Origin of the sequence: Pseudomonas sp. NPDC087639 (genome assembly GCF_044743385.1) — a bacterium.
Lineage (GTDB): Bacteria > Pseudomonadota > Gammaproteobacteria > Pseudomonadales > Pseudomonadaceae > Aquipseudomonas.
On the sequence record NZ_JBIUWI010000044.1, the window covers coordinates 1 to 21,707 of the forward strand.

The 21,707-nt window shown below is 58.3% G+C and carries 22 protein-coding genes; 10 read left to right on the forward strand and 12 right to left on the reverse strand.

All coding sequences use genetic code 11. The annotated features are described in order from the left end of the window. Positions 1-128 precede the first annotated feature (128 nt). The gene (gene tyrS / locus ACIOVB_RS18270) at positions 129-1,328 is read right to left on the reverse strand and encodes a tyrosine--tRNA ligase (protein WP_187681133.1); all 1,200 of its coding nucleotides are present in this window, start codon (positions 1,326-1,328) and stop codon (positions 129-131) included. A 212-nt stretch (positions 1,329-1,540) separates the two neighbouring features. Between tyrS and ACIOVB_RS18275 the strand changes: the two genes are divergently transcribed. After that, a complete protein-coding gene (locus ACIOVB_RS18275; protein WP_187681131.1) occupies positions 1,541-2,965 on the forward strand; it encodes a peptidoglycan DD-metalloendopeptidase family protein in 1,425 nt (474 codons plus the stop codon). A gap of 3 nt (positions 2,966-2,968) precedes the next feature. After that, complete coding sequence (locus ACIOVB_RS18280; protein ID WP_401270048.1) at positions 2,969-4,060, forward strand: anhydro-N-acetylmuramic acid kinase; 1,092 nt, start codon at positions 2,969-2,971, stop codon at positions 4,058-4,060. A gap of 74 nt (positions 4,061-4,134) precedes the next feature. On the opposite strand, the gene erpA is transcribed toward ACIOVB_RS18280, so the two are convergent. Continuing rightward, a complete protein-coding gene (gene erpA / locus ACIOVB_RS18285; RefSeq protein ID WP_003228776.1) occupies positions 4,135-4,485 on the reverse strand; it encodes an iron-sulfur cluster insertion protein ErpA in 351 nt (116 codons plus the stop codon). 168 nt (positions 4,486-4,653) lie between these two features. After that, on the reverse strand, positions 4,654-5,691 hold the full coding sequence (gene argC, locus ACIOVB_RS18290) for an N-acetyl-gamma-glutamyl-phosphate reductase (RefSeq protein ID WP_401270052.1): 1,038 nt from the start codon (positions 5,689-5,691) through the stop codon (positions 4,654-4,656). Positions 5,692-5,826: 135 nt separating this feature from the next. Here argC and hemJ point away from each other — a divergent pair, with 135 nt between their 5' ends. The 6 genes from hemJ (at position 5,827) to coq7 (ending at position 10,312) form a co-directional block, all read left to right on the forward strand. Continuing rightward, the gene (hemJ, locus tag ACIOVB_RS18295) at positions 5,827-6,255 is read left to right on the forward strand and encodes a protoporphyrinogen oxidase HemJ (protein WP_187681128.1); all 429 of its coding nucleotides are present in this window, start codon (positions 5,827-5,829) and stop codon (positions 6,253-6,255) included. 33 nt (positions 6,256-6,288) lie between these two features. After that, positions 6,289-7,257, forward strand: coding sequence for an NAD(P)H-dependent flavin oxidoreductase (locus tag ACIOVB_RS18300; protein ID WP_401270055.1), 969 nt, complete (start codon positions 6,289-6,291; stop codon positions 7,255-7,257). A gap of 76 nt (positions 7,258-7,333) precedes the next feature. After that, positions 7,334-8,290 (forward strand): DUF805 domain-containing protein, encoded by a 957-nt coding sequence (locus tag ACIOVB_RS18305; protein WP_401270122.1) that lies wholly within the window; start codon positions 7,334-7,336, stop codon positions 8,288-8,290. A gap of 61 nt (positions 8,291-8,351) precedes the next feature. Beyond that, positions 8,352-9,140, forward strand: a complete 789-nt coding sequence (locus tag ACIOVB_RS18310; RefSeq protein ID WP_034155108.1) for an SDR family oxidoreductase — start codon at positions 8,352-8,354, stop codon at positions 9,138-9,140. Positions 9,141-9,220: 80 nt separating this feature from the next. Beyond that, positions 9,221-9,559 carry a histidine triad nucleotide-binding protein gene (locus ACIOVB_RS18315; RefSeq protein ID WP_053124353.1) on the forward strand — a complete coding sequence of 113 codons (339 nt, stop codon included), beginning with the start codon at positions 9,221-9,223 and terminating at the stop codon, positions 9,557-9,559. 105 nt (positions 9,560-9,664) lie between these two features. Continuing rightward, positions 9,665-10,312, forward strand: a complete 648-nt coding sequence (coq7, locus tag ACIOVB_RS18320; RefSeq protein ID WP_123469224.1) for a 2-polyprenyl-3-methyl-6-methoxy-1,4-benzoquinone monooxygenase — start codon at positions 9,665-9,667, stop codon at positions 10,310-10,312. Between the two features lie 117 nt (positions 10,313-10,429). Here coq7 and speD read toward each other — a convergent pair whose 3' ends face one another. Together speD and ACIOVB_RS18330 are read right to left on the reverse strand one after the other, a co-directional pair. Further along, positions 10,430-11,224 (reverse strand): adenosylmethionine decarboxylase, encoded by a 795-nt coding sequence (speD, locus tag ACIOVB_RS18325; protein WP_401270060.1) that lies wholly within the window; start codon positions 11,222-11,224, stop codon positions 10,430-10,432. Positions 11,225-11,462: 238 nt separating this feature from the next. After that, positions 11,463-11,885, reverse strand: coding sequence for an OsmC family protein (locus ACIOVB_RS18330; RefSeq protein WP_007941657.1), 423 nt, complete (start codon positions 11,883-11,885; stop codon positions 11,463-11,465). A 236-nt stretch (positions 11,886-12,121) separates the two neighbouring features. On the opposite strand from ACIOVB_RS18330, the gene crp reads away from it, so the two are divergent. Beyond that, positions 12,122-12,766: a cAMP-activated global transcriptional regulator CRP gene (gene crp, locus ACIOVB_RS18335; RefSeq protein ID WP_123532372.1), complete on the forward strand. Its 645-nt coding sequence runs from the start codon at positions 12,122-12,124 to the stop codon at positions 12,764-12,766. 10 nt (positions 12,767-12,776) lie between these two features. On the opposite strand, the gene ACIOVB_RS18340 is transcribed toward crp, so the two are convergent. The 4 genes from ACIOVB_RS18340 to ACIOVB_RS18355 all read right to left on the reverse strand — a co-directional run bounded on the left by ACIOVB_RS18340 (position 12,777) and on the right by ACIOVB_RS18355 (position 16,061). Next, positions 12,777-13,478 (reverse strand): biotin/lipoate A/B protein ligase family protein, encoded by a 702-nt coding sequence (locus tag ACIOVB_RS18340; protein ID WP_401270062.1) that lies wholly within the window; start codon positions 13,476-13,478, stop codon positions 12,777-12,779. A gap of 97 nt (positions 13,479-13,575) precedes the next feature. Next, positions 13,576-14,412 carry an indole-3-glycerol phosphate synthase TrpC gene (trpC, locus tag ACIOVB_RS18345; protein WP_187681123.1) on the reverse strand — a complete coding sequence of 279 codons (837 nt, stop codon included), beginning with the start codon at positions 14,410-14,412 and terminating at the stop codon, positions 13,576-13,578. Next, positions 14,409-15,458, reverse strand: a complete 1,050-nt coding sequence (gene trpD, locus ACIOVB_RS18350) for an anthranilate phosphoribosyltransferase (protein ID WP_187681122.1) — start codon at positions 15,456-15,458, stop codon at positions 14,409-14,411. The genes trpC and trpD overlap by 4 nt, the downstream gene beginning before the upstream one ends. A 9-nt stretch (positions 15,459-15,467) precedes the next feature. Next, positions 15,468-16,061 carry an aminodeoxychorismate/anthranilate synthase component II gene (locus ACIOVB_RS18355; RefSeq protein ID WP_305440094.1) on the reverse strand — a complete coding sequence of 198 codons (594 nt, stop codon included), beginning with the start codon at positions 16,059-16,061 and terminating at the stop codon, positions 15,468-15,470. Between the two features lie 408 nt (positions 16,062-16,469). Between ACIOVB_RS18355 and estP the strand changes: the two genes are divergently transcribed. After that, positions 16,470-18,377: an esterase EstP gene (gene estP, locus ACIOVB_RS18360; protein WP_401270065.1), complete on the forward strand. Its 1,908-nt coding sequence runs from the start codon at positions 16,470-16,472 to the stop codon at positions 18,375-18,377. A gap of 227 nt (positions 18,378-18,604) precedes the next feature. Here estP and trpE read toward each other — a convergent pair whose 3' ends face one another. The 3 genes from trpE to rpe form a co-directional block, all read right to left on the reverse strand. After that, positions 18,605-20,086, reverse strand: a complete 1,482-nt coding sequence (gene trpE, locus ACIOVB_RS18365; protein WP_401270068.1) for an anthranilate synthase component I — start codon at positions 20,084-20,086, stop codon at positions 18,605-18,607. A 71-nt stretch (positions 20,087-20,157) separates the two neighbouring features. Continuing rightward, positions 20,158-20,976 (reverse strand): phosphoglycolate phosphatase, encoded by an 819-nt coding sequence (locus ACIOVB_RS18370; RefSeq protein WP_401270071.1) that lies wholly within the window; start codon positions 20,974-20,976, stop codon positions 20,158-20,160. Next, complete coding sequence (gene rpe, locus ACIOVB_RS18375; protein ID WP_401270074.1) at positions 20,973-21,647, reverse strand: ribulose-phosphate 3-epimerase; 675 nt, start codon at positions 21,645-21,647, stop codon at positions 20,973-20,975. The genes ACIOVB_RS18370 and rpe overlap by 4 nt, the downstream gene beginning before the upstream one ends. Positions 21,648-21,707 lie beyond the last annotated feature (60 nt).

Genomic DNA, 21,707 nt, shown 5'->3' on the forward strand with positions numbered 1-21,707 from the left:
AACTGAAGCAACCCGCTGCCGAAAACCGTGTAACTCATTGAATCTCAAGGAGTTTTCCGTTTCGACTGCGCCGGAAGTGGGGCGAATTATAGACTCCTAGAATTCGCCGTCAACCCCCAATCTCAACTTTATTCAGATTTCAGCGTAATTCGCGCAAACGCCTTCTTGCCAGCCTGGCAAACGTGGGTCGCACCCACTACGTATATAAAGGAACGATCAACGACCTCACCATCTATACGCACACCACCGGAAGCGAGCAGATCGCGCGCCGCCGCAGAGTTCTTCACCAGCCCTGCTTTATTAAGGACGGCAGCAATCGGCATATCCTCAGCAGAAGCCAATTCGATTTCCGGCAGATCATCCGGCAGCTCACCATCCTTCATACGGTTACCCGCTGCGCGATGAGCATTAGCCGCAGCCTCCTCACCATGGAAACGCGCAACGATCTCTTCCGCCAGCTTGATCTTGATGTCACGCGGATTAGCACCCGCCTCCACATCAGCGCGGAACGCATTGATCTCATCCATGGAGCGGAAGCTGAGCAATTCGAAGTAGCGCCACATCAACGCATCCGGAATCGAAACCAACTTGCTGTACATGACACCCGGAGCTTCCTGAATGCCGACATAGTTGCCCAGCGATTTGGACATCTTCTTGACGCCATCCAGCCCCTCGAGCAGCGGCATGGTCAGAATGCACTGAGCCTCTTGACCATAACCACGTTGCAGCTCGCGCCCCATCAGCAAGTTGAACTTCTGATCGGTACCACCCAACTCGACGTCCGCACGCAGAGCGACCGAGTCATAACCCTGAACCAGCGGATAGAGGAACTCGTGAATAGCGATCGGCTGATTGGTGGTGTAGCGCTTGTCGAAGTCATCACGCTCAAGCATACGAGCGACGGTGTATTGCGAAGTCAGACGAATGAAGTCCGCCGGCCCCATCTGATCCATCCAGGTGGAGTTGAAAGCAACTTCGGTTTTCGCCGGATCAAGAATCTTGAAAACCTGAGTCTTGTAGGTTTCAGCGTTTTCCAGAACCTGCTCGCGCGTCAGCGGAGGACGAGTTGCGCTTTTGCCGCTTGGATCACCGATCATCCCGGTGAAATCACCTATAAGGAAGATCACCTGATGCCCCAGATCCTGGAACTGGCGCAGCTTATTAATAAGCACGGTGTGGCCCAAGTGCAGATCCGGAGCGGTTGGATCGAAACCAGCCTTGATACGCAGCGGTTGGCCACGCTTGAGCTTCTCGATCAGCTCGGACTCAACCAACAGTTCTTCCGCACCACGTTTAATCAGCGCTAGCTGCTCTTCAACCGACTTCATAACAGACCCGCAAGGCTCAGATTCAAAGGGAACCAACCATACAAGATCGCGCACCAATTACAAGTTTTGCCCGGCGCACGGACACCAATCCACAGACGTGATGTCTGTAGACTTGCTTAAGAGATGATTTGGTTATATTTTATACAGTTATTTCATCTTCATCATGTCATTCATCTTTTCCAATTCATCACTATTCAAAGTCAAAACTACTTATGACCACTGAACCGTCTAAAGCGCCACCGCTTTACCCGAAGACCCACCTGCTCGCCGCAAGTGGTATCGCCGCCCTTCTCAGCCTGGCGCTCCTGGTATTTCCTTCCAGTGATGTTGAAGCCAAAAAGACGACCCTGAGCCTTGAACTGGAAAGTCCTGCTGAACAACTGACACAAGATCAAGACGCTGCTGACGCCGCTCAAGCCACAAATGAGCCAGTAGCCTCACCGTTTGCACAAATCGAAAACACAGAAGAAAACGCTCCGCAAACCGCGGAAGCCAAACCTGCGCCCGAACCTCTCGCGGAAAAACCGAAAGCGCCAGGTCACCGGGAAGTCGTCGTTTCCAAGGGCGATACGCTTTCGACACTGTTCGAAAAAGTCGGCCTTCCAGCCACAGCCGTGCATGAAATACTGGCCAGCGACAAGCAAGCCAAACAGTTCAGCCAGCTCAAACGCGGCCAGAAGCTCGAATTCGAACTGAACCCGGAAGGCCAGCTCACCAGCCTGCACAGCAAGGTCAGCGATCTTGAAACCATCACGCTGACCAAGAATGACAAGGGTTACGCCTTCAATCGTGTAACCGCAAAACCTACCGTTCGTACCGCTTACGTTCACGGAGTGATCAACAGCTCGTTGTCACAGTCCGCTGCGCGTGCAGGCCTCTCTCACAGCCTGACCATGGATATGGCCAGCGTATTCGGATATGACGTCGACTTCGCACAAGACATCCGCCAGGGTGACGAATTCGATGTGATCTACGAACAGAAAGTGGTCAACGGTAAAGCTGTTGGCAATGGCCCGATCCTGTCCGCCCGCTTCACCAACCGCGGCAAGACCTACACCGCCGTGCGTTACACCAACAAGCAAGGCAACAGCAGCTATTACACCGCCGACGGCAATAGCATGCGCAAGGCGTTCATCCGAACGCCGGTGGACTTTGCCCGCATCAGCTCGAAGTTCTCCATGGGCCGCAAACACCCTATCCTCAACAAGATACGCGCGCACAAAGGCGTTGATTACGCTGCGCCACGCGGCACGCCAATCAAGGCTGCCGGTGACGGCAAAGTGCTGCTGGCCGGCCGTCGTGGCGGTTACGGCAACACTGTGATCATCCAGCACGGCAACACCTACCGCACGCTATACGGCCACATGCAAGGCTTCGCCAAAGGCGTGAAAACCGGCGGCACGGTCAAGCAAGGCCAAGTAATCGGTTTCATTGGCACGACAGGGCTGTCCACCGGACCGCACTTGCACTATGAGTTCCAGGTCAACGGCGTTCATGTCGATCCACTGGGCCAGAAGTTGCCAATGGCCGATCCGATTGCCAAAGCAGAACGTGCCCGCTTCATGGCTCAGAGCCAGCCGTTGATGGCGCGTATGGATCAAGAGAAGGCCACCATGCTGGCTTCGAGCAAGCGTTAAGCCATGGCCCTTTATATCGGTGTGATGTCCGGAACCAGCCTCGACGGCCTGGACATCGCCCTGATCGAACAGACCTCGGCGATCAACCTGATCGCCACGCACTACATTCCCATGCCTGAATCCCTGCGCGCCGAGCTGCTTGGCTTGTGCGCCAGCGGCCCTGACGAGATTGCCCGCTCGGCGATAGCCCAGCAGAACTGGGTGAAGCTTGCCGCACAGGGCATTCACACCCTCCTCGACCAGCAGCATCTCAAACCTGAAGCCATTCGCGCTATCGGCAGCCACGGCCAGACCATTCGCCACGAACCCGCTCGAGGTTTCACCATACAGATCGGCAACCCGGCCCTGCTGACCGAGCTGACAAGCATCACCGTTGTCAGCGACTTCCGCAGTCGCGATGTCGCTGCCGGTGGTCAAGGTGCCCCTCTGGTGCCCGCCTTCCATGAAGCTTTGTTCGAAGAGCGTACCGGTAACCAGGCTGTCCTGAATGTCGGCGGCTTCAGCAATCTCAGTCTGATAGAGCCGACCAAGGCTGTAGCCGGTTTCGACTGCGGGCCGGGGAATGTGCTGATGGATGCCTGGATTCACCAGCAACGCGGTGAAAACTACGATTGCAATGGCCAGTGGGCCGCTACCGGTACCGTTGAGCCAACGCTGCTGAAAGCATTGCTCAGTGATCCGTTCTTCATGACCAAGGGCCCGAAAAGTACCGGCCGAGAAGTGTTCAACCTGCCTTGGCTAGAGCAACACCTCTCACGTCTGCCAGCCTTCCCTGCTGAAAACGTACAGGCCACGCTGCTCGAGCTGACAGCGTTGACCGTCGTCGAGTCGCTGCAAAGCGCTCAAACGGATACTCAAGAGCTGTTGGTCTGTGGCGGCGGCGCACACAACGCCACATTGATGAAGCGATTGGCTGATCTGCTGCCGGACGCAAAAGTCGCCAGCACCGCCACCCACGGCGTTGATCCGGACTGGGTTGAAGCCATGGCGTTCGCCTGGCTGGCCCATTGCTGCCTCGAAGGTATTGCCGCCAACCGGCCAAGTGTCACTGGCGCCAAAGGGCTGCGCGTACTCGGCGCCATCTACCCCAACTAAACAAAACGCTGACAACAAAAAACGCCGCAGAACCCAAGGCTCTGCGGCGTTTTAATGTGTGCAGCGAAGTGCGATCAGATCGAGAACGAAGAGCCGCAACCACAAGTCGTGGTGGCGTTCGGGTTCTTGATCACGAAGCGCGAACCTTCCAGACCTTCCTGGTAGTCCACTTCTGCACCGGCCAGGTACTGGAAACTCATCGGATCAACCACCAGGCTCACGCCTTCGCGCTCGACGATGGTGTCATCCTCAGCCACATCTTCATCGAAGGTGAAACCGTACTGAAACCCTGAACAACCGCCGCCCGTAACGAATACGCGCAGCTTCAAGCGATCATTCCCCTCTTCATCGACCAGGCTCTTCACCTTGTGCGCAGCACCTTGGGTGAATTGCAAAGCCGTGGGGGTGAAGGATTCGACGCTCATGCTGACTATCTCCCGGCGTTACGCCGCCATAATGCGTGATGACGCGCATTATCCGCTTGTCCGAGAAAATCGGTCAACTATTGTTACGGTATATCAATAAACCCGACCAGCTGTTCAGAATGCAAAAAGGCCCGTTTGACGGGCCTTTTTGCTGTGTCGGATTAAGTGTTACGGCAGCATGCCGGCATGGGACAGACCCAAGCGCTCATCCAGACCAAACAGGATGTTCATGTTCTGCACAGCCTGACCCGACGCGCCTTTGACCAGATTGTCGATCACCGACAACACCACCACCAGATCGCCATCCTGCGGACGGTGAACCGCAATGCGGCAAACGTTGGCGCCACGCACGCTGCGGGTTTCCGGATGGCTGCCGGCTGGCATTACATCGACGAACGGTTCGTTGGCATAACGCTTTTCAAACAGCGCCTGCAGATCCACCGAGCGATCAACCACGGTCGCGTAAAGCGTGGAGTGAATGCCACGGATCATCGGCGTCAGATGCGGGACGAATGTCAGACCGACATCCTTGCCGCCCGCTGCGCGACGCAGCCCCTGGCGAATTTCCGGCAGGTGACGGTGACCTTTCACCGCGTAAGCCTTCATGCTTTCCGACGTCTCCGAGTACAGGGAGCCTACAGCCGCACCGCGACCGGCACCGCTGACACCGGATTTGCAGTCGGCGATCAGACGCGAAGCATCAGCCAGACCCGCTTCAAGCAGCGGCAAGAAACCCAACTGAGTAGCGGTCGGATAGCAACCTGGCACCGCGATCAGGCGAGCCTTTTTGATCTGCTCACGATTGACTTCCGGCAAACCGTAAACCGCTTCGTCCAGCAGCTCCGGCGCACCGTGCGGCTGACCGTACCATTTGGCCCACTCCTCGGCGTCTTGCAGACGGAAGTCCGCCGACAGATCGATAACCTTGGTGCCCGCCGCCAGCAGTTCACCTGCCAAAGCGTGAGCGACACCGTGCGGTGTGGCGAAGAACACCACGTCACAGGCGCCCAAGGTCTTGATGTCCGGCACGCTGAAGGCCAGACCGTCATAGTGGCCGCGCAGGTTGGGGTACATATCAGCCACGGCCAGACCGGCCTCGGATCGGGAAGTGATCACCACCACTTCTGCTTGCGGATGCTGTGCCAACAGACGCAGCAGTTCGACACCGGTGTAACCCGTGCCGCCGACGATACCGACCTTGACCATAAACCTGCCCTCAACGAACCCACTGGAAAGCCGTCGATAATAGGGGCCACGCGCCCCTGCGACAACCGTCAAGGTGACGCGCGGACGCTCAAGCCTCTACTATCCGGCTTACCGTGAATAAGGGAATAACTAAAAATGCTCTATCTGTGGATCAAAGCGTTTCACATCGTCAGCGTCGTTTGCTGGTTTGCCGGCCTGTTTTACCTGCCGCGACTGTTCGTTTATCACGCGCAAAGTGAAGACACGGTCAGCAAAGAACGCTTCAGCGTCATGGAGCGCAAGCTGTATCGCGGCATCATGGGCCCGGCAATGATCGCCACGCTGATCTTCGGCGGCTGGTTGATCTATCTCAACCCGGGCATCTTCAGCATGGGCGGCTGGATTCACGCCAAACTGACCCTGGTCGTCTTGCTGATCGGTTACCACCATATGTGCGGCGCGCAGGTAAAACGCTTCGCCCGTGGCGAGAATACCCGCAGCCATGTCTTTTATCGCTGGTTCAATGAAGTGCCGGTTCTGATATTGCTGGCTATCGTAATTCTGGTCGTGGTCAAGCCGTTCTAACTTTAATAAGTCAATCACTTCAGGGTACTTCCAATGTCGCTGCCCGCTTTGCTCGAACAACGTCTGCGCCTGCCTGTGGTGGCGGCGCCGATGTTCCTGATTTCCAACCCTGAACTGGTGCTGGCCTGCTGCCGCAATGGCGTGGTCGGCAGTTTTCCCGCGCTGAACCAGCGCGAAAGCAGCGGGTTCAAGGCTTGGCTGGAACAGATCGAAGCGGGCCTCGCGGCGCTGGACAACCCCGCGCCGTATGCGGTGAACCTCATCGTGCACAACAGTAATCCACGCTTGCAGGCGGATCTGGCCATTTGCGTGGAGCACAAGGTGCCGATCGTTATCACCAGCCTCGGCGCGGTGAAGGAACTGGTCGATGCAGTGCACAGTTATGGCGGTCTGGTCTTCCACGATGTCACCACCCGCCGGCATGCCGAGAAGGCCGCCGAGGCTGGTGTCGACGGTCTGATTGCAGTAGCGGCCGGCGCCGGTGGCCATGCCGGCACCTGGAGTCCGTTTGCGCTGATCGCCGAGATTCGCGAGTTCTTCGACAAAACCCTGCTGCTTGCAGGATGTCTTAACCACGGCCATGAGATTCTCGCCGCACAGATGCTCGGCGCGGATTTGGCCTACTTCGGTACGCGCTTTATCGGCACCACCGAAAGTCATGCACCTGACGCCTATAAGGAGATGCTGCTGACAGCCAAAGCGGCCGACATCATCCATACTCCAGCGGTGTCGGGAGTGCCGGCCAGTTTCATGCGGCAAAGCCTGGAGGCGGCCGGTTTCGACATGGCAGCGCTACAAGGTAAAGGCGAAGTGAATTTTGGCGACAAGCTCAAACCGATCAGCGATGAAGCCAAAGCCTGGAAGACCGTGTGGTCAGCCGGTCAAGGCGTGGGGCAGATCGACGATCTGCCAGGCGTGGATCAGTTGATCGCTCGACTCGATGCTGAATATCGTCAGGCAAAGGAACGCGCAGCACAGCTGCCGAAACGCTGGCCAAGGTAAAAATCAAGCCAGTCGCTCATGGACTGGCCTTACACTAACGACCTTTCATTCTCTTCGCGACAAGGATGCCTCGGCCATGAGCGAACCCCGTTACAAGATCGTTTTCGACGGTGCTCTACAGCCCGGTGTCGATATCACCACTGCCAAGCTCAATCTGGCGGATTTGTTCAAAAGCGATGTTGCAGCCATCGAGCGACTGTTCAATGGCAGTACCGTGGCGCTTAAGCGTGATCTGTCGCACAGCGATGCGCAGACTTATCTGCAGGCATTGAGCAAAACCGGGATTGACGCACGGATCGAATCTGACACGGCCATCGAGCTGAATCTGTCGGACGTCCACGAGCACTCCCCCGCTCCCGCCTACGCGGAACCGAACTCACCTTATGCGCCACCCCGCGCCAGTGTTGGTGAAAACCTTCCGGCATTCGCCGTGCTCAAACCGTTAAGCGTCGAAGGCCGGATCGGACGTCTGCGCTTTCTGGCCTGGACGATGGTCGTGACGCTGGTAAGCCTGCCAATTCTCAGCATTTTTGCGCTGATCGCCGTCGGCCTTGTCAGTTCCGACTCCACCAGCGGCCTGATCATCGGCGGCCTCATCGCGGCCATTCTGGGTTTGGCGCTCATCATCATCAGCATTTTGTTCACCGTTCAACGCCTGCACGATATCGGCTGGTCCGGCTGGCTCTGGCTGCTGAATCTTGTCCCGTTGGTGGGCAGCATCTTTCCTTTTGTGATCATGGTTGTACCGGGCAATACCGGTGCAAACCGCTACGGGCCACCACCTCCGCCCAACAGCACAGCAGTCAAGGTGCTGTGCTCTCTGTGGATCGTATTCATCGGGCTGTTTTTCGTAGGTGGAATGCTCGGCGGGATCTCCGCCATTCAGCAGGAATACGAAACCAGCCTCGAAAGCAGCTACGACAGCGGCTCGGTAACTACCGATGAAATCGACGTCGAGGTCGAACCGGCAGCGAATTCCTCCGACGATGCAGCCGAAGCGGCGCAGGCCCCTGTAGACTCTGCGAAAGAATGAACAGCGCTCCCCGCCGTGACACCTGCGTCGCTGGCGCGGAGCTGTTGCGATGGAGAAATGCATGACCCGTTACGCTCTGATCACTGGCGCCTCCAGCGGTATCGGCCTGGCCATGGCCGAAGCGCTGGCCCGGCGCGGCCGCAGCCTGATTCTGGTGGCACGACAGCGTGATCAGCTGGAAAGTATTGCGATCGAGTTGACCCAGCGCTTCGGCGTCGAGGTGCTGTTTCGCGCCTGCGACCTCGGTGAGCCGTTGCGCCTGTCCGGCTTTTTGCTGGAACTGGAAGAAGGTGACCGGCAGATCGATCTGTTGGTGAACTGCGCCGGCATTGGCACCTGTGGTCCATTCCTGGCTCAGGACTGGATGACCGAGCAGGACTTGATCGAGGTGAACATCCTTGCCCTCACCCGTTTGTGCCATGCGATCGGCAACAGCATGGCGTTGCAAGGTGGCGGGCAGATTCTCAACGTTGCCTCGGTAGCGGCGTTCAACCCCGGCCCGTGGATGAGCACCTATTACGCCAGCAAGGCCTATGTGCTGCACTTCTCCGAAGCACTGCGAGTTGAACTCAAACAGAGCGCGGTGAAAGTTTCAGTGCTCTGCCCCGGCCCGACCCGCACGGCGTTTTTCCGCACCGCGCAGTTAAACAGCGACAAACTCAAAGACAGCAAGTTGCTGATGAGCCCCGAAGAGGTCGCGCTGTACACCGTGCGTGCGCTCGACAAGAACCGCGCAATCATTATTCCGGGACGACGCAACCGCTGGTTCGCGTTTCTGCCGCGACTGGGTTCGCGCTGGCTCAACCGCACCATCGTCGGCATGGTCAACAAGGCTTACTGCCCGCGCTGAACTGTCCTACGGCAAAACACTGGGCGGGTTCTTTCCCCATGAGTACACTCAGACCAGCCCACACCACGGAGAAAACAGCAGTGGATACTCTGTTCACCAAGATCATCAACCGGGAAATCCCGGCCAAGATCATCTACGAGGACGACCAGGTTCTGGCGTTCCACGACATCGCACCTCAGGCGCCAGTGCACTTTCTGGTGATCCCGAAAAAACCGGTGCGCACCCTCAATGACCTGACCGAAGACGACAAGGCATTGGCCGGGCACATTCTTTTCACAGCCCAGCGTCTGGCGCTGGAGCTGGGCTGCGAAGACGGCTTCCGGGTGGTGATGAACTGCAATGAGAAAGGTGGGCAGACCGTCTACCACATTCATATGCACGTACTCGGTCAGCGCCAGATGAACTGGCCGCCGGGCTGATCCACGGCAAATCTGTGGGAGCGCCCTGCTCCCACATGACCCAGCGCAAACGCTCCCCGGCCGATTCGGTTAAACTGGCCGCCGAGATTCTTCCCGGAGGTCAGCATGACTACCCAACGTCACTACTCGCCGATTGACCGTCTTCTGCTGCAAGCCGATGCCGCGATGCGTACCTTGCTGCCCTTCAGCGGCCAGCCATACCGTCCGTCGCCAGCGATTCTGCAGCCAGACACGCAGATGAGCGACGAAGACACTCGCCACGTCGCCGGCCTGATGCGTATCAACCATACCGGCGAAGTCTGCGCCCAGGCGCTGTATCAAGGGCAGGCCCTGACCGCCAAGCTGCCGCAGGTGCGCGAAGCCATGGAGCACGCAGCCGAAGAAGAGATCGATCATCTGGTCTGGTGCGAACAACGCCTTCACCAGTTGGGCAGCCATACCAGCGTTCTCAATCCGCTGTTCTACGGCATGTCGTTCGGGATTGGCGCGGTGGCCGGGCTGATCAGCGACAAGGTCAGCCTCGGGTTTGTCGCAGCGACCGAGCATCAGGTGTGCAAACACTTGAACGAGCATCTGGAACAACTTCCGGCCGAGGACGAGAAGTCCCGGGCGATTCTGGAGCAGATGCGTATTGATGAGGAGCATCATGCGGAGAGCGCGCTGGATGCTGGCGGCTTCCGTTTTCCGGCGCCGGTGAAGTTCGGGATGAGTCTGTTGGCGAAGGTTATGACCAAGAGTACTTATCGGATCTGAAGCTTTAGAGGCTTTAAGGGCCTCACCGCTAGTAGGCTCACTCCTACAGGGTTATGTGTTTGCGCGATAAAAAAGGCGACTACCGCTAAGTAGTCGCCTTTTTTGCGCTTGGACTTCTTACGTCGGCATGTTGCGCGCGTAGAAAATTTCGAGCATTTCGTGTTTCACACGTTCAGTCACTTGAGCGCGCTGCTCAGGAGACAGGCTGCTGGTGGCGTCGCCGAACAGGTAGTTGTCCAGTTCGAAGTCCTTCAGCAGCATTTTGGTGTGGAACAGATTTTCCTGGTACACGTTCACGTCGGTCATCTGGTACGCGTCGCGGGTGTCTTCGGACAGGTAGTTCTGAATCGAATTGATCTCGTGGTCGATGAAGTGTTTGTTGCCTTCAACATCACGGGTGAAACCACGCACACGGTAATCCACAGTCACAATGTCCGAATCGAACTGGTGAATGAGGAAATTGAGCGCTTTTAGCGGTGAAATGACACCACACGTCGACACATCGATGTCCACACGGAAGGTGGCAATGCCGTCGTCCGGGTGGATTTCCGGATAGGTGTGAACGGTGATGTGGCTCTTGTCGAGGTGAGCCAGGATGATTTCAGGCAACGGGCCCGGGGACTCTTCAATCTGGCTTTCAGTCGGGGTTACCGGCTCTTCAGAAATCAGAATCGTGACACTGGCGCCCTGAGGTTCATAGTCCTGACTGGCAATGTTCAGGATGTTGGCACCAATGATTTCGACAACTTCGGTGAGAATCTGCGTCAGGCGTTTCGCGTTGTACTCTTGATTGATGTACTCGACGTAAGCCTGCTGGTCTTGCGGGGTTTCCGCGTAGCAGATGTCATAGATGTTGAAGCTCAAGGTCTTTGTCAGGTTATAGAACCCGTGGAGCTTGAGTTTGCTTTTCACCGTTGAAAACTCTCTGTGTATGCGGCCCGGCCGCGTGATCAAGCATGCCCGTCAAGTGCGAACAACGCACCTGCGTAGGACGGTCAACACCTCTTCGCGATGGCGATTTTGGTTATCTGTTCAGGCGGATGACACGTCGGTTGACCGATCACCGCCCTGAAAAAAGTCGCGCATTATGCAGACGTCAGGAGGGGGATCCCCAGAGTCTGCACTGCTTTTATGATAGTTGAATGTCGGTTCAACCGAGTTCGATGATTTCGTAATCGTGGGTGATCGCCACGCCAGCCGCACCGAGCATGATCGAGGCCGAGCAATACTTCTCGGCGGACAGTTCGATGGCGCGCTTGACCTGGGCTTCTTTCAGGCCACGGCCCTTGACCACGAAATGCATGTGGATCTTGGTAAACACTTTCGGATCTTCGGTTGCGCGCTCGGCTTCGAGGAAGGCTTCACAGCTTTCAACAGCCTGGCGCGATTTCTTCAGAATGCTGACCACGTCGAAGTTGCTGCAACCGCCGACGCCCAACAGGAGCATTTCCATCGGGCGAACACCCAGATTACGACCACCGGCGTCCGGCGGACCGTCCATGACCACGACATGGCCACTGCCGGATTCGCCGAGGAACATGGCTTCGCCAGCCCATTGGATGCGTGCCTTCATCGCCCAGACTCCACTGTAAAAAAAGGGTCGCCAGCTTAGCACAGGGTTTTGCTCTGACAGCGCGACTGTTCCTAGGACGGATGCTCCAACTGCGTAGGTAATTTCTCGAATTTTCGACGAAGTGTCTGGTAAGCTGGCGCCAATTCGCTGGCGCCCCATGCCAGCTGTGTAGCGACCGCCTTCAGCGCCTCATAAAAAAATCAAACATCACCGTGCAGTCTTTTCGGGATACAACCATGGTTGCTATTACCCCCACACCCAAAATCAAGAACCTCGACAAGCTGTTGATGCATTGCCAACGTCGTCGCCATGCGGCCAAGAGCAACATCATTTGCGCTGGCGATCGTTCGGACACGCTGTACTTCATCATCAAGGGCTCGGTAACGATCCTGATCGAGGATGACGACGGCCGCGAGATGATCATCGCGTATCTAAACGCCGGGGATTTCTTTGGTGAACTGGGACTGTTCGAGCAGGCTGGTCAGGAGCAGCAGCGCAGCGCCTGGGTGCGGGCCAAGGTCGAGTGTGAGACTGCGGAAATCAGCTACGCGAAATTCCGCGAATTATCGCAGCAGGATCCGGACATTCTTTACGTGCTCAGCGGACAAATCGCACAACGCCTGCGCAATACCACGCGCAAGGTCGGCGATCTGGCGTTCTTCGACGTTACCGGTCGCGTGGCTCGTTGCCTGCTGGAACTGTGCAAACAGCCGGACGCGATGACCCACCCCGACGGCATGCAGATCAAGGTGACCCGTCAGGAAATCGGGCGGATTGTCGGGTGTTCGCGGGAGATGGTCGGTCGCGTTCTCAAGGATCTTGAGGAACGCAACCTGGTCAATGTGAAGGGCAAGACCATGGTGGTCTTCGGTACACGTTAAACGCGAACGCTTAAACGCTGTACATCTGCGCCAGCATTAAACGAAACAACTCATCGAGACGCGCCAAGGCCTGTGGCGCGTTGAATTTTTCATGCAGGGCAATGTGGCTTTGCGCGCGTACCCGCTGCTCCAGACCACAGGCTTCGTTGAAGCGATTGACCGCTGCCACCATCGAATCCCGCTCGTTATCCATCAGCATCGCACCGTGCACCAGCCCCACCGGACGCTGTCCGCCCTGACTCTGGCGCCAGCGCTGGGCGGTGCCGACCATTTTGCGGCCGTCGAGGTTGACGTTGAAGCGACCGTCGCAAAACGCGCCCTCGATTTCTCCCAATGACGAAGTGCCGCCCAACTCATCCAGCAATTGGCAGATCGGATCGCACAGACGGCGGTAGCCGGTTTCGATGCGGTTGAGATCGCCTTCGCTGCGAGGCGGTGCGTAAACCAGTGCGATATTGATGGTCGCGGCCGATTGCGGGACCGGTTCGCCGCCGGTTTCGCGTAGCAGCACCGGCCAGCCGGCGGCGGCAGAGACTTCGCAGGCGTGTTCGAATCCGGGTAGGCGGTTCAAGCGGCGAGGCATGACCAGAGCGCGGTCGCTGGGCTGCCAGAATAGAAGGCCGAATTCGGCGTCGCCGGCACAGATCGAGGCCAGCAAGTCCTGTTCGGCTTGCAGGCCGGCTTCGATGGTCAGGGAGGTTGGCAGCGACATAGCGGACTCCGGCAGATCTGGAATCTTTAGGGAACTGGCTGGCCTCTTCGCGGGCAGCCCGCTCCCACTGGGGGCGCGGGTGCCTGTGAAGGAGTGATCAGTCGAGGGTCGAACCACTCACCGAAACACCGCGCTCCGGGAAGAACAATCGTTGCAGCTCAGTACCCGGGCTTTCGGCGCGCATGAACGCCTCACCGACCAGGAACGCGTACACGTCGCTGATCTCCATCAGCTCGACATCGGCACGGTTGAGGATGCCGCTCTCAGTGATTACCAGACGATCACGCGGAATACGCGGCAGCAGATCGAGGGTGGTTTCCAGGCTGACGTCGAAGGTATGCAGGTTACGGTTGTTGACCCCGACCAGTGGCGTGTCGAGGGTTTTCAACGCGCGCTCCAGCTCATCGCCGTCGTGCACTTCCACCAGCACATCGAGACCAACGCCTTTTGCCACGGAAGCCAACTCGGCCATTTTCACGTCGTCCAGCGCGGAGACGATCAACAACACACAGTCGGCGCCCAGCGCACGGGCTTCGACGATCTGGTATGGATCGATCATGAAGTCCTTGCGGATCACCGGCAGCTTGCACGCGGCACGGGCCTGCTGCAGGTAGGCATCGGCGCCCTGGAAGTAATCGATATCAGTCAGCACCGAGAGACAGGTTGCCCCGCCCTTCTCGTAGCTTTTGGCGATGTCGGCGGGAACAAAGTTCTCGCGGATCACGCCTTTGCTTGGCGAAGCCTTTTTGATTTCGGCAATCACCGCCGGTTGTTTTTTCTTGGCCTGCGCCAGCAAAGCCTGGGCGAAACCACGGGGTGCATCGGCCGCCTTGGCCAGACTTTCCAGCTCACTCAGGCTGACACGAGCGCTACGCTCGGCGACTTCCTGAACTTTGCGCGCCAGAATGTTTTCCAGAACCGTCGGTACACTCATCCCTCATTCTCCACTTTGAATACCGCGGTAAAGGCACCCAGCTCCTCGAGTTTTTCCCGAGCGAGGCCGGTGTGCAGGGCGTCGTGCGCAAGCTCCACGCCCTGTTTCAAACTGCTGGCTACGTCGGCGGCGTACAGCGCTGCACCGGCGTTGAGCACAATCATTTCAGCGGCTTTCTGGCCGTTTTCAGTCTTGCGCTTGCCCAGCGCATCGCGAATCAACGCCAACGAAGCTTCCGGGCCGTCGACCGACAGGCCGTGCAGGCTCTGGCTCTTCATGCCTAGATCTTCCGGCTCGACCCAATACTCGGTGATCTCGTTGTTCTTCAGCTCGGCAACAAAAGTCGGCGCCGCCAGACTGAATTCGTCCAGACCGTCCTTCGAATGCACCACCAGCACATGCTTGCTACCCAGACGCTGCAAGACTTCAGCCAACGGGCGGCACAACGCCTGATTGAACACACCCACCACCTGATGTTTAACACCGGCCGGATTCGTAAGCGGGCCGAGCATGTTGAACAGCGTACGCAGGCCGAGATCGCGGCGCGGGCCGGCGGCGTACTTCATGGCTTTGTGGTGTGTCTGGGCGAACATGAAACCGATGCCGACGTTGTCGATGCAACGGGCGACCTGCACCGGCGTCAGGTTGAGGTAGATGCCGGCGGCTTCCAGCAAGTCGGCACTGCCACTCTTGCCCGAGACCGCGCGGTTGCCGTGCTTGGCCACGGTGCAACCTGCTGCCGCAACGACAAAAGAAGAAGCGGTGGATACGTTGAAAATATTCGCACCGTCACCGCCGGTGCCAACCACATCGACCACGCCGTCGAGGGTCTTGAGTTCGACCTGATCGGCCAGCTCACGCATCACCGATACCGCGCCGACGATTTCGTCGATGCTCTCGCTCTTCATGCGCATGGCCATCATGAACGCGCCGATCTGTGCCTCGGTGCACTGGCCGGTCATGATTTCGCGCATCACATCGCGCATTTCATCGGTACTGAGGTCGAGGTGGTCGACGATACGGCCCAGGGCTGTCTTGATATTCATGGGAAGTCCTTAGCGCGTGCCGCCGGTTTGTTTGAGGAAGTTGGCAAACAGTTCATGGCCCTGTTCGGTCAGGATCGACTCGGGATGGAACTGTACGCCCTCAATGTTCAGGGTCTTGTGACGCAGGCCCATGATTTCGTCGACCGAACCATCATCGTGTTGCGTCCACGCGGTCAGCTCCAGGCAATCGGGCAACGTATCGTGCTTGACGATCAGCGAGTGGTAGCGGGTGACGGTCAGTGGATGATTCAGGCCTTGGAAAACGCCCTTGTCCTCGTGGAATACCGGACTAGTCTTACCGTGCATCACTTGGCGGGCACGCACCACATCACCACCAAAGGCTTGGCCGATGGACTGGTGGCCGAGGCAGACGCCGAGGATCGGCAGTTTGCCGGCGAAGTGCTTGATGGCGTCGATAGAGATGCCGGCTTCGGTCGGCGTGCAAGGGCCAGGGGACACGACGATGCGCTCGGGCTTGAGCGCTTCGATTTCAGCAATGGTCAATTCATCGTTGCGCACGACTTTGACCTCGGCACCCAGCTCGCCGAGGTATTGCACAACGTTGTAAGTAAAGGAGTCGTAGTTGTCGATCATCAGCAACATGGCGTTTCGAACCTCTTGAATTCTGACTTGAAGACAGCCTTCAGATGACTTGCCCGCAGGGCGCTGCACGATGTCGGACACGCAAGTGGCGTCGGCAAAGCGGCATTTCAAACGGGCAAGGAAGGCAAAGCGATACAGATCCGGCCGGGCCGGCAGAAAAGATTCAGGCGCGCCAACGCCAACGGGCGTGTGCCTTGATGACTTGATCCAGAAGTTTGCTGGTGATCAACACGGGGAAGGTCTCGTTCATACGTTCCGGCACAGTAACTTAGCTGGGCAGAGCGTGCAATATGGCGGGGCCTTCGGGGGAGAAATCCAAGTGAGGGTTCGCGACCGATGGCACTAGGCCGGAAGTTTTTGGTACTGTCGTTTCGTTCACCTACAACAATAAATAAAACGGACTTGCTCATGATCAAACAGACGTTGTTTGTACCGCTGGCCGGCTGCTTGCTCGCTCTGGCCTGTGCCCAGGCGAATGCGGCGCCCAATCCTTATTCGAATTTCATCGTCTTCGGCGACAGCCTCAACGACGCCGGGACCTTCGCCGATAGCGGCGGCCCGGCGGGTTCTACTGAACGCTATACCAACCGTACCGGTCCGGTTTATCTGGATGGCAGCGGTGAGCTGTATTCGCTGAACTCCACCCAACTGCTGGGCGGACGCCTCGGCTTTACGGCGGATCAGACGGCCTCTTCCAGTTCGGCAGTGCGCGCCGACAATGGCCAGCCCGACGGCAACAACTGGGCGGTCGGCGGTTACCGCACGGATCAGATCCTCGATTCGATCACCACGCAATCAGCCACCGGTGAACGCACCCGCGCCGGCTACCTGCCGTCGAACGGTTTCCGTGCCGATCCGAATGCGCTGTATTACATCTCCGGCGGCGGTAACGACTTCCTGCAAGGTCGTATTCTCAGCCTGCCCCAAGCCAATGCGGCGGCAGATCGACTGGCCGATAGCGTGCAAACCCTGCAAACCGCCGGTGCCAAATACGTGATGGTCTGGTTGCTGCCTGACGTCGGTTTGACCCCGGCCATCAACGGCACGCCGTTGCAGGCGTTCAGCAGTACGCTCGCCAGCCAGTTCAACAGCCAGTTGACCACCCGCCTGCAAGGCATCAACGCCGAAATCATTCCGTTGAACATTCCGGTGCTTCTGTCCGAAGTGTTTGCCGATCCAGGACGTTTCGGCCTCGCCACAGACCAAAACCTGACCGCAACCTGCTTCAGCGGCAGCAGTTGCACGGAAAACGCCCGTTACGGCATCAACAGTGGGACACCGGATCCTAGCAAGCTGATCTACAACGACGGCGTGCACCCGACTGAAGCCGGGCAGAAACTGATTTCCGATTACGCCTATTCCCTGCTGGCAGCGCCGTGGGAATTGACGCTGCTCCCGGAAATGGCCCACGCCACCGTGCGCGCGCATCAGGATGAACTGCGCAGCCAATGGCAGGCGGACTGGGAAAACTGGCAGGCAGTCGGCCAATGGCGCGCCATTGTTTCCGCCGGCGGCCAGCACCTGGACGTCGACAGCCAAAGCAGCGGCGCCAGCGCCGACGGCAGCGGTTACAACCTCAACGTGGGTGGCAGCTATCGCCTCAATGAGGCTTGGCGCGTTGGCGTGGCAGCGGGTTTTTACCGGCAGAATCTGGAGGCCGGTCATAACGATTCGGACTACAAACTCAACAGCTATCTGGCTACAGCGTTTGCCCAGTTCCAGCAAAATCGCTGGTGGGCTGATGCCGCGCTGACTGGTGGCAAGCTCGACTACGACAACCTCAAGCGCAAGTTCGATCTGGGTGTCAGCGAGGGGGCGGAGAAAGGTGATACCGACGGCCATCTGTGGGCATTCAGTACCCGCGTCGGCTACGACATCGCCCAGCCGGGCAGTGAATGGCATCTGTCGCCATTCGTCAGCGCCGACTACGCCAGTGTCGACGTCGACGGCTACTCGGAGAAGAGCAACCGCGCCACCGCACTGACTTTCGATGATCAGGCGCGCGATTCGAAACGTTTGGGCGTGGGTATTCAGGGCAAGTACAACTTCACTCCGCAAACTCAGGTGTTCGGCGAGTACGCCCACGAGCGTGAGTACGAAGATGATGTGCAGAAGGTCAACATCGCGCTCAACACCCTGCCGGCCAACGACTTCACACTTGAGGGCTATACGCCGCAGAGTCATTTGAACCGCTTGAGTCTGGGCGTCAGCCACAAACTCACGGCGGATCTGGCGCTGCGTGGTGGGTACACATTCCGCAAGGATGATGACTTTACCCAGCAAGGGGTTAACGTCGGCGTCGTGCTGGACTTCTGAAGCGCAGGCACAAAAAAGCGGCGCCCTCTCAGGCGCCGCTTTTTTATGCGTATTCATATTCCTCTGTGGCGAGGGGATTTATCCCCGATCGGCTGCGCAGCAGTCGCAAACCGTTGTTCACGGTATACCTGAAAAATCTCTGTTGCAGGTTTCAGGGCCGCTCCGCGCCCCATCGGGGATAAATCCCCTCACCACAGAGGATCGCTCCCACAGGGTTTTGTGTTGGTTCAGGCTTCCGGGGTTTGCTCGGCCAGGGCCACGGCGCGGAACATCGCCCGACGTTTGTTCAGGGTTTCTTCCCATTCCAGCGCCGGCACCGAGTCGGCAACGATGCCGCCACCGGCCTGCACATGAAGTTCGCCGTTCTTGATCACTGCGGTACGGATGGCAATGGCGGTGTCCATGTTGCCGTTCCAGGCGAAATAACCGACCGCCCCGCCATACACACCACGCTTGACCGGTTCCAGTTCGTCGATGATTTCCATCGCGCGAATCTTCGGTGCGCCCGACAAGGTGCCCGCCGGCAGAATCGCCCGCAGCGCATCCATCGCCGTCAGCCCGGCTTTCAACTGGCCGGTGACATTGGACACGATGTGCATCACGTTGGAATAACGCTCGATGACCATCTTCTCGGTGAGCTTCACCGAACCGATTTCCGAAACGCGACCGGTATCGTTACGACCGAGGTCGATCAGCATCAAGTGCTCGGCGATCTCTTTGTCGTCCGACAGCAGATCTTCTTCCAGCGCCAGATCCGCCTCTTCGGTGGCACCGCGCGGGCGAGTACCGGCAATCGGCCGCACGGTGATCAGATTGTCTTCGACCCGCACCAGCACTTCCGGCGAACTGCCAACGACGTGAAAGTCGCCGAAGTTGAAGAAGTACATGTACGGCGTCGGGTTGAAGCAACGCAGTGCGCGGTAAAGGTCGATCGGCGCAGCCTTGAAGTCGATCGACATGCGCTGCGATGGCACGACCTGCATGCAGTCACCGGCAAGGATGTATTCCTTGATGGTGTCGACGGCTTTTTCGTAATCGTCCTGGGTGAAACTGGAGCGGAATACCGGGTCAGCCGATTGCTGCTTGCTGAAGTCCAGGCCACGACGCGGGGTGATCGGTTGGCGCAGTTTCTCCAGCAGACCCTGCAATTGCGCCTGACCTTGCTCGTAGGCATCCGCCTGAGCAGGGTCGGCCAGTACGATTGCGTGCATCTTGCCGGCGAGGTTGTCGAACACCACGACCGCATCGGAAACCATGAGCAGAATGTCCGGCACGCCCAGCGGATCAGGGTTCGGGCATTTGCCCAGACGCTTTTCCACATAACGCACGCAGTCGTAACCGAAGTAACCGACCAGACCGCCATTGAAACGCGGCAGACCGGCGATGGTCGGCACGTTGTAGCGAGCCTTGAAGGTTTCGACGAAGGCCAACGGGTCTTCGACGTCATGGCTTTCAGTCTCGACGCCATCGACGGTGATACTGACGTGATGGTCGTGAACCCGCAGCACGGTGCGGCACGGCAGACCGATGATCGAGTAACGGCCCCATTTCTCGCCACCCTGCACCGATTCGAGCAGGTAGGAGTTGGGCTGGTCAGCCAGTTTCAGGTAGATCGACAGCGGCGTGTCGAAGTCGGCCAGGGTTTCGCAGGCCAACGGAATGCGGTTGTAGCCATCAGCGGCCAAGCGCAGGAATTCTTCGCGGATCATGAGGTGCCTCGTGGTGTGAGGTGCTAATCAGTCAGGTAGGCAAACGTGCCGGCGGGCCGGCCAGGAACAAGTCAGGCGCGCCAACGCCAGCGGGCCAGGGCCTTGATGACTTTCATCCAGAGTTTGCGAGTGACCACCACGATGGCGTTTCCGGCAGGGGGTTGAACAGCGTCGGTCAACGTTATCCCACCGGCCAGATCCAGGCAACCGGGAATTAGCTTGCGCAGATCGTCAATCACCAGCGCCGGGGATTCTTCGGCGATTGGTCGGCCATGGTTATAGCCATAACTCAGCGCCACGCATTTGACCCCCGCCGCTTTTGCCGCCAGCACATCGCTGCGCGAGTCGCCGACGAACAGCGATTGCGAGGCCGGGATGTTGGCCATTTTCATCACGAAGAACAGCGCCGCTGGATCAGGCTTCTTCTGCGGCAGGGTGTCGCCGCCAATGATCCACTTGAAGTAGCGGCCGATTTTCATCTGATCCAGCAGCGGCGCGACAAAACGCTCCGGTTTGTTGGTGATCAGTGCCATCGCCACGCCCTGCTTGTGCAGCCATTTCAGGGTGTCGCGCACGCCGGGATAGACCACGGTCAGCTCATGGCTGGCGCCATAGGCTTCCATGAACACTTCCAGCGCATGTTCGGCCTCGACGTCGTCGACAGCCGAGTGATCAATACCGCCGGCCAGCGCACGACGCACCAACACTGGCGCGCCGTTGCCGACCCACTCGCGCACCGAATCGATGCCCGCAGGCTGGCGGCCGAGGCTGAGCAGCATGTTGTCCACCGCCGCCGCCAGGTCGGGAACCGAGTCGATCAGCGTGCCATCCAGATCGAACATCACCAACCGTGGCAGTTTGCCCGGGAACAGCTGCTCAAAACCGCTCATGGGCGTGCCAGTGCCAGTTCGGAACGCATCTTGTCGATGACTTCCTGATAGTTCGGCGCGTTGAAGATCGCCGAGCCGGCAACAAAGGTGTCGGCGCCAGCGGCAGCGATTTCACGGATATTGTTGACGTTGACGCCGCCGTCGATTTCCAGACGAATGTCACGGCCCGACACATCAATGATTGCCCGCGCTTCGCGCAGTTTGTCGAGGGTGCCGGGAATGAACTTCTGTCCGCCGAAGCCTGGGTTGACGCTCATCAGCAAGACCATGTCGACTTTGTCGATCACGTACTTGAGCACGTCCAGCGGGGTCGCCGGGTTGAACACCAGACCGGATTTGCAGCCGCCCTCGCGGATCAGTTGCAACGAGCGATCGACGTGCAGCGTGGCTTCCGGGTGGAATGTGATGTAAGTCGCGCCGGCTTCGATGAAGTCGCCAACAATGCGATCCACCGGACTGACCATCAGGTGCGCGTCGATTGGCGCGGTGATGCCGTACTTGCGCAATGCCGCGCAAACCATCGGACCGATGGTCAGATTGGGCACATAGTGGTTGTCCATGACATCGAAGTGGACGAAGTCGGCGCCAGCGGCGAGGACGTTGTCCACTTCTTCGCCGAGGCGGGCGAAGTCGGCGGAGAGAATCGACGGAGCAATTACGAAGGGCTGCATGACGCACCTTTTCTGAGCTAAATCACGATGGCGCGCATTGTATACCTCAAGTTTCCGCGC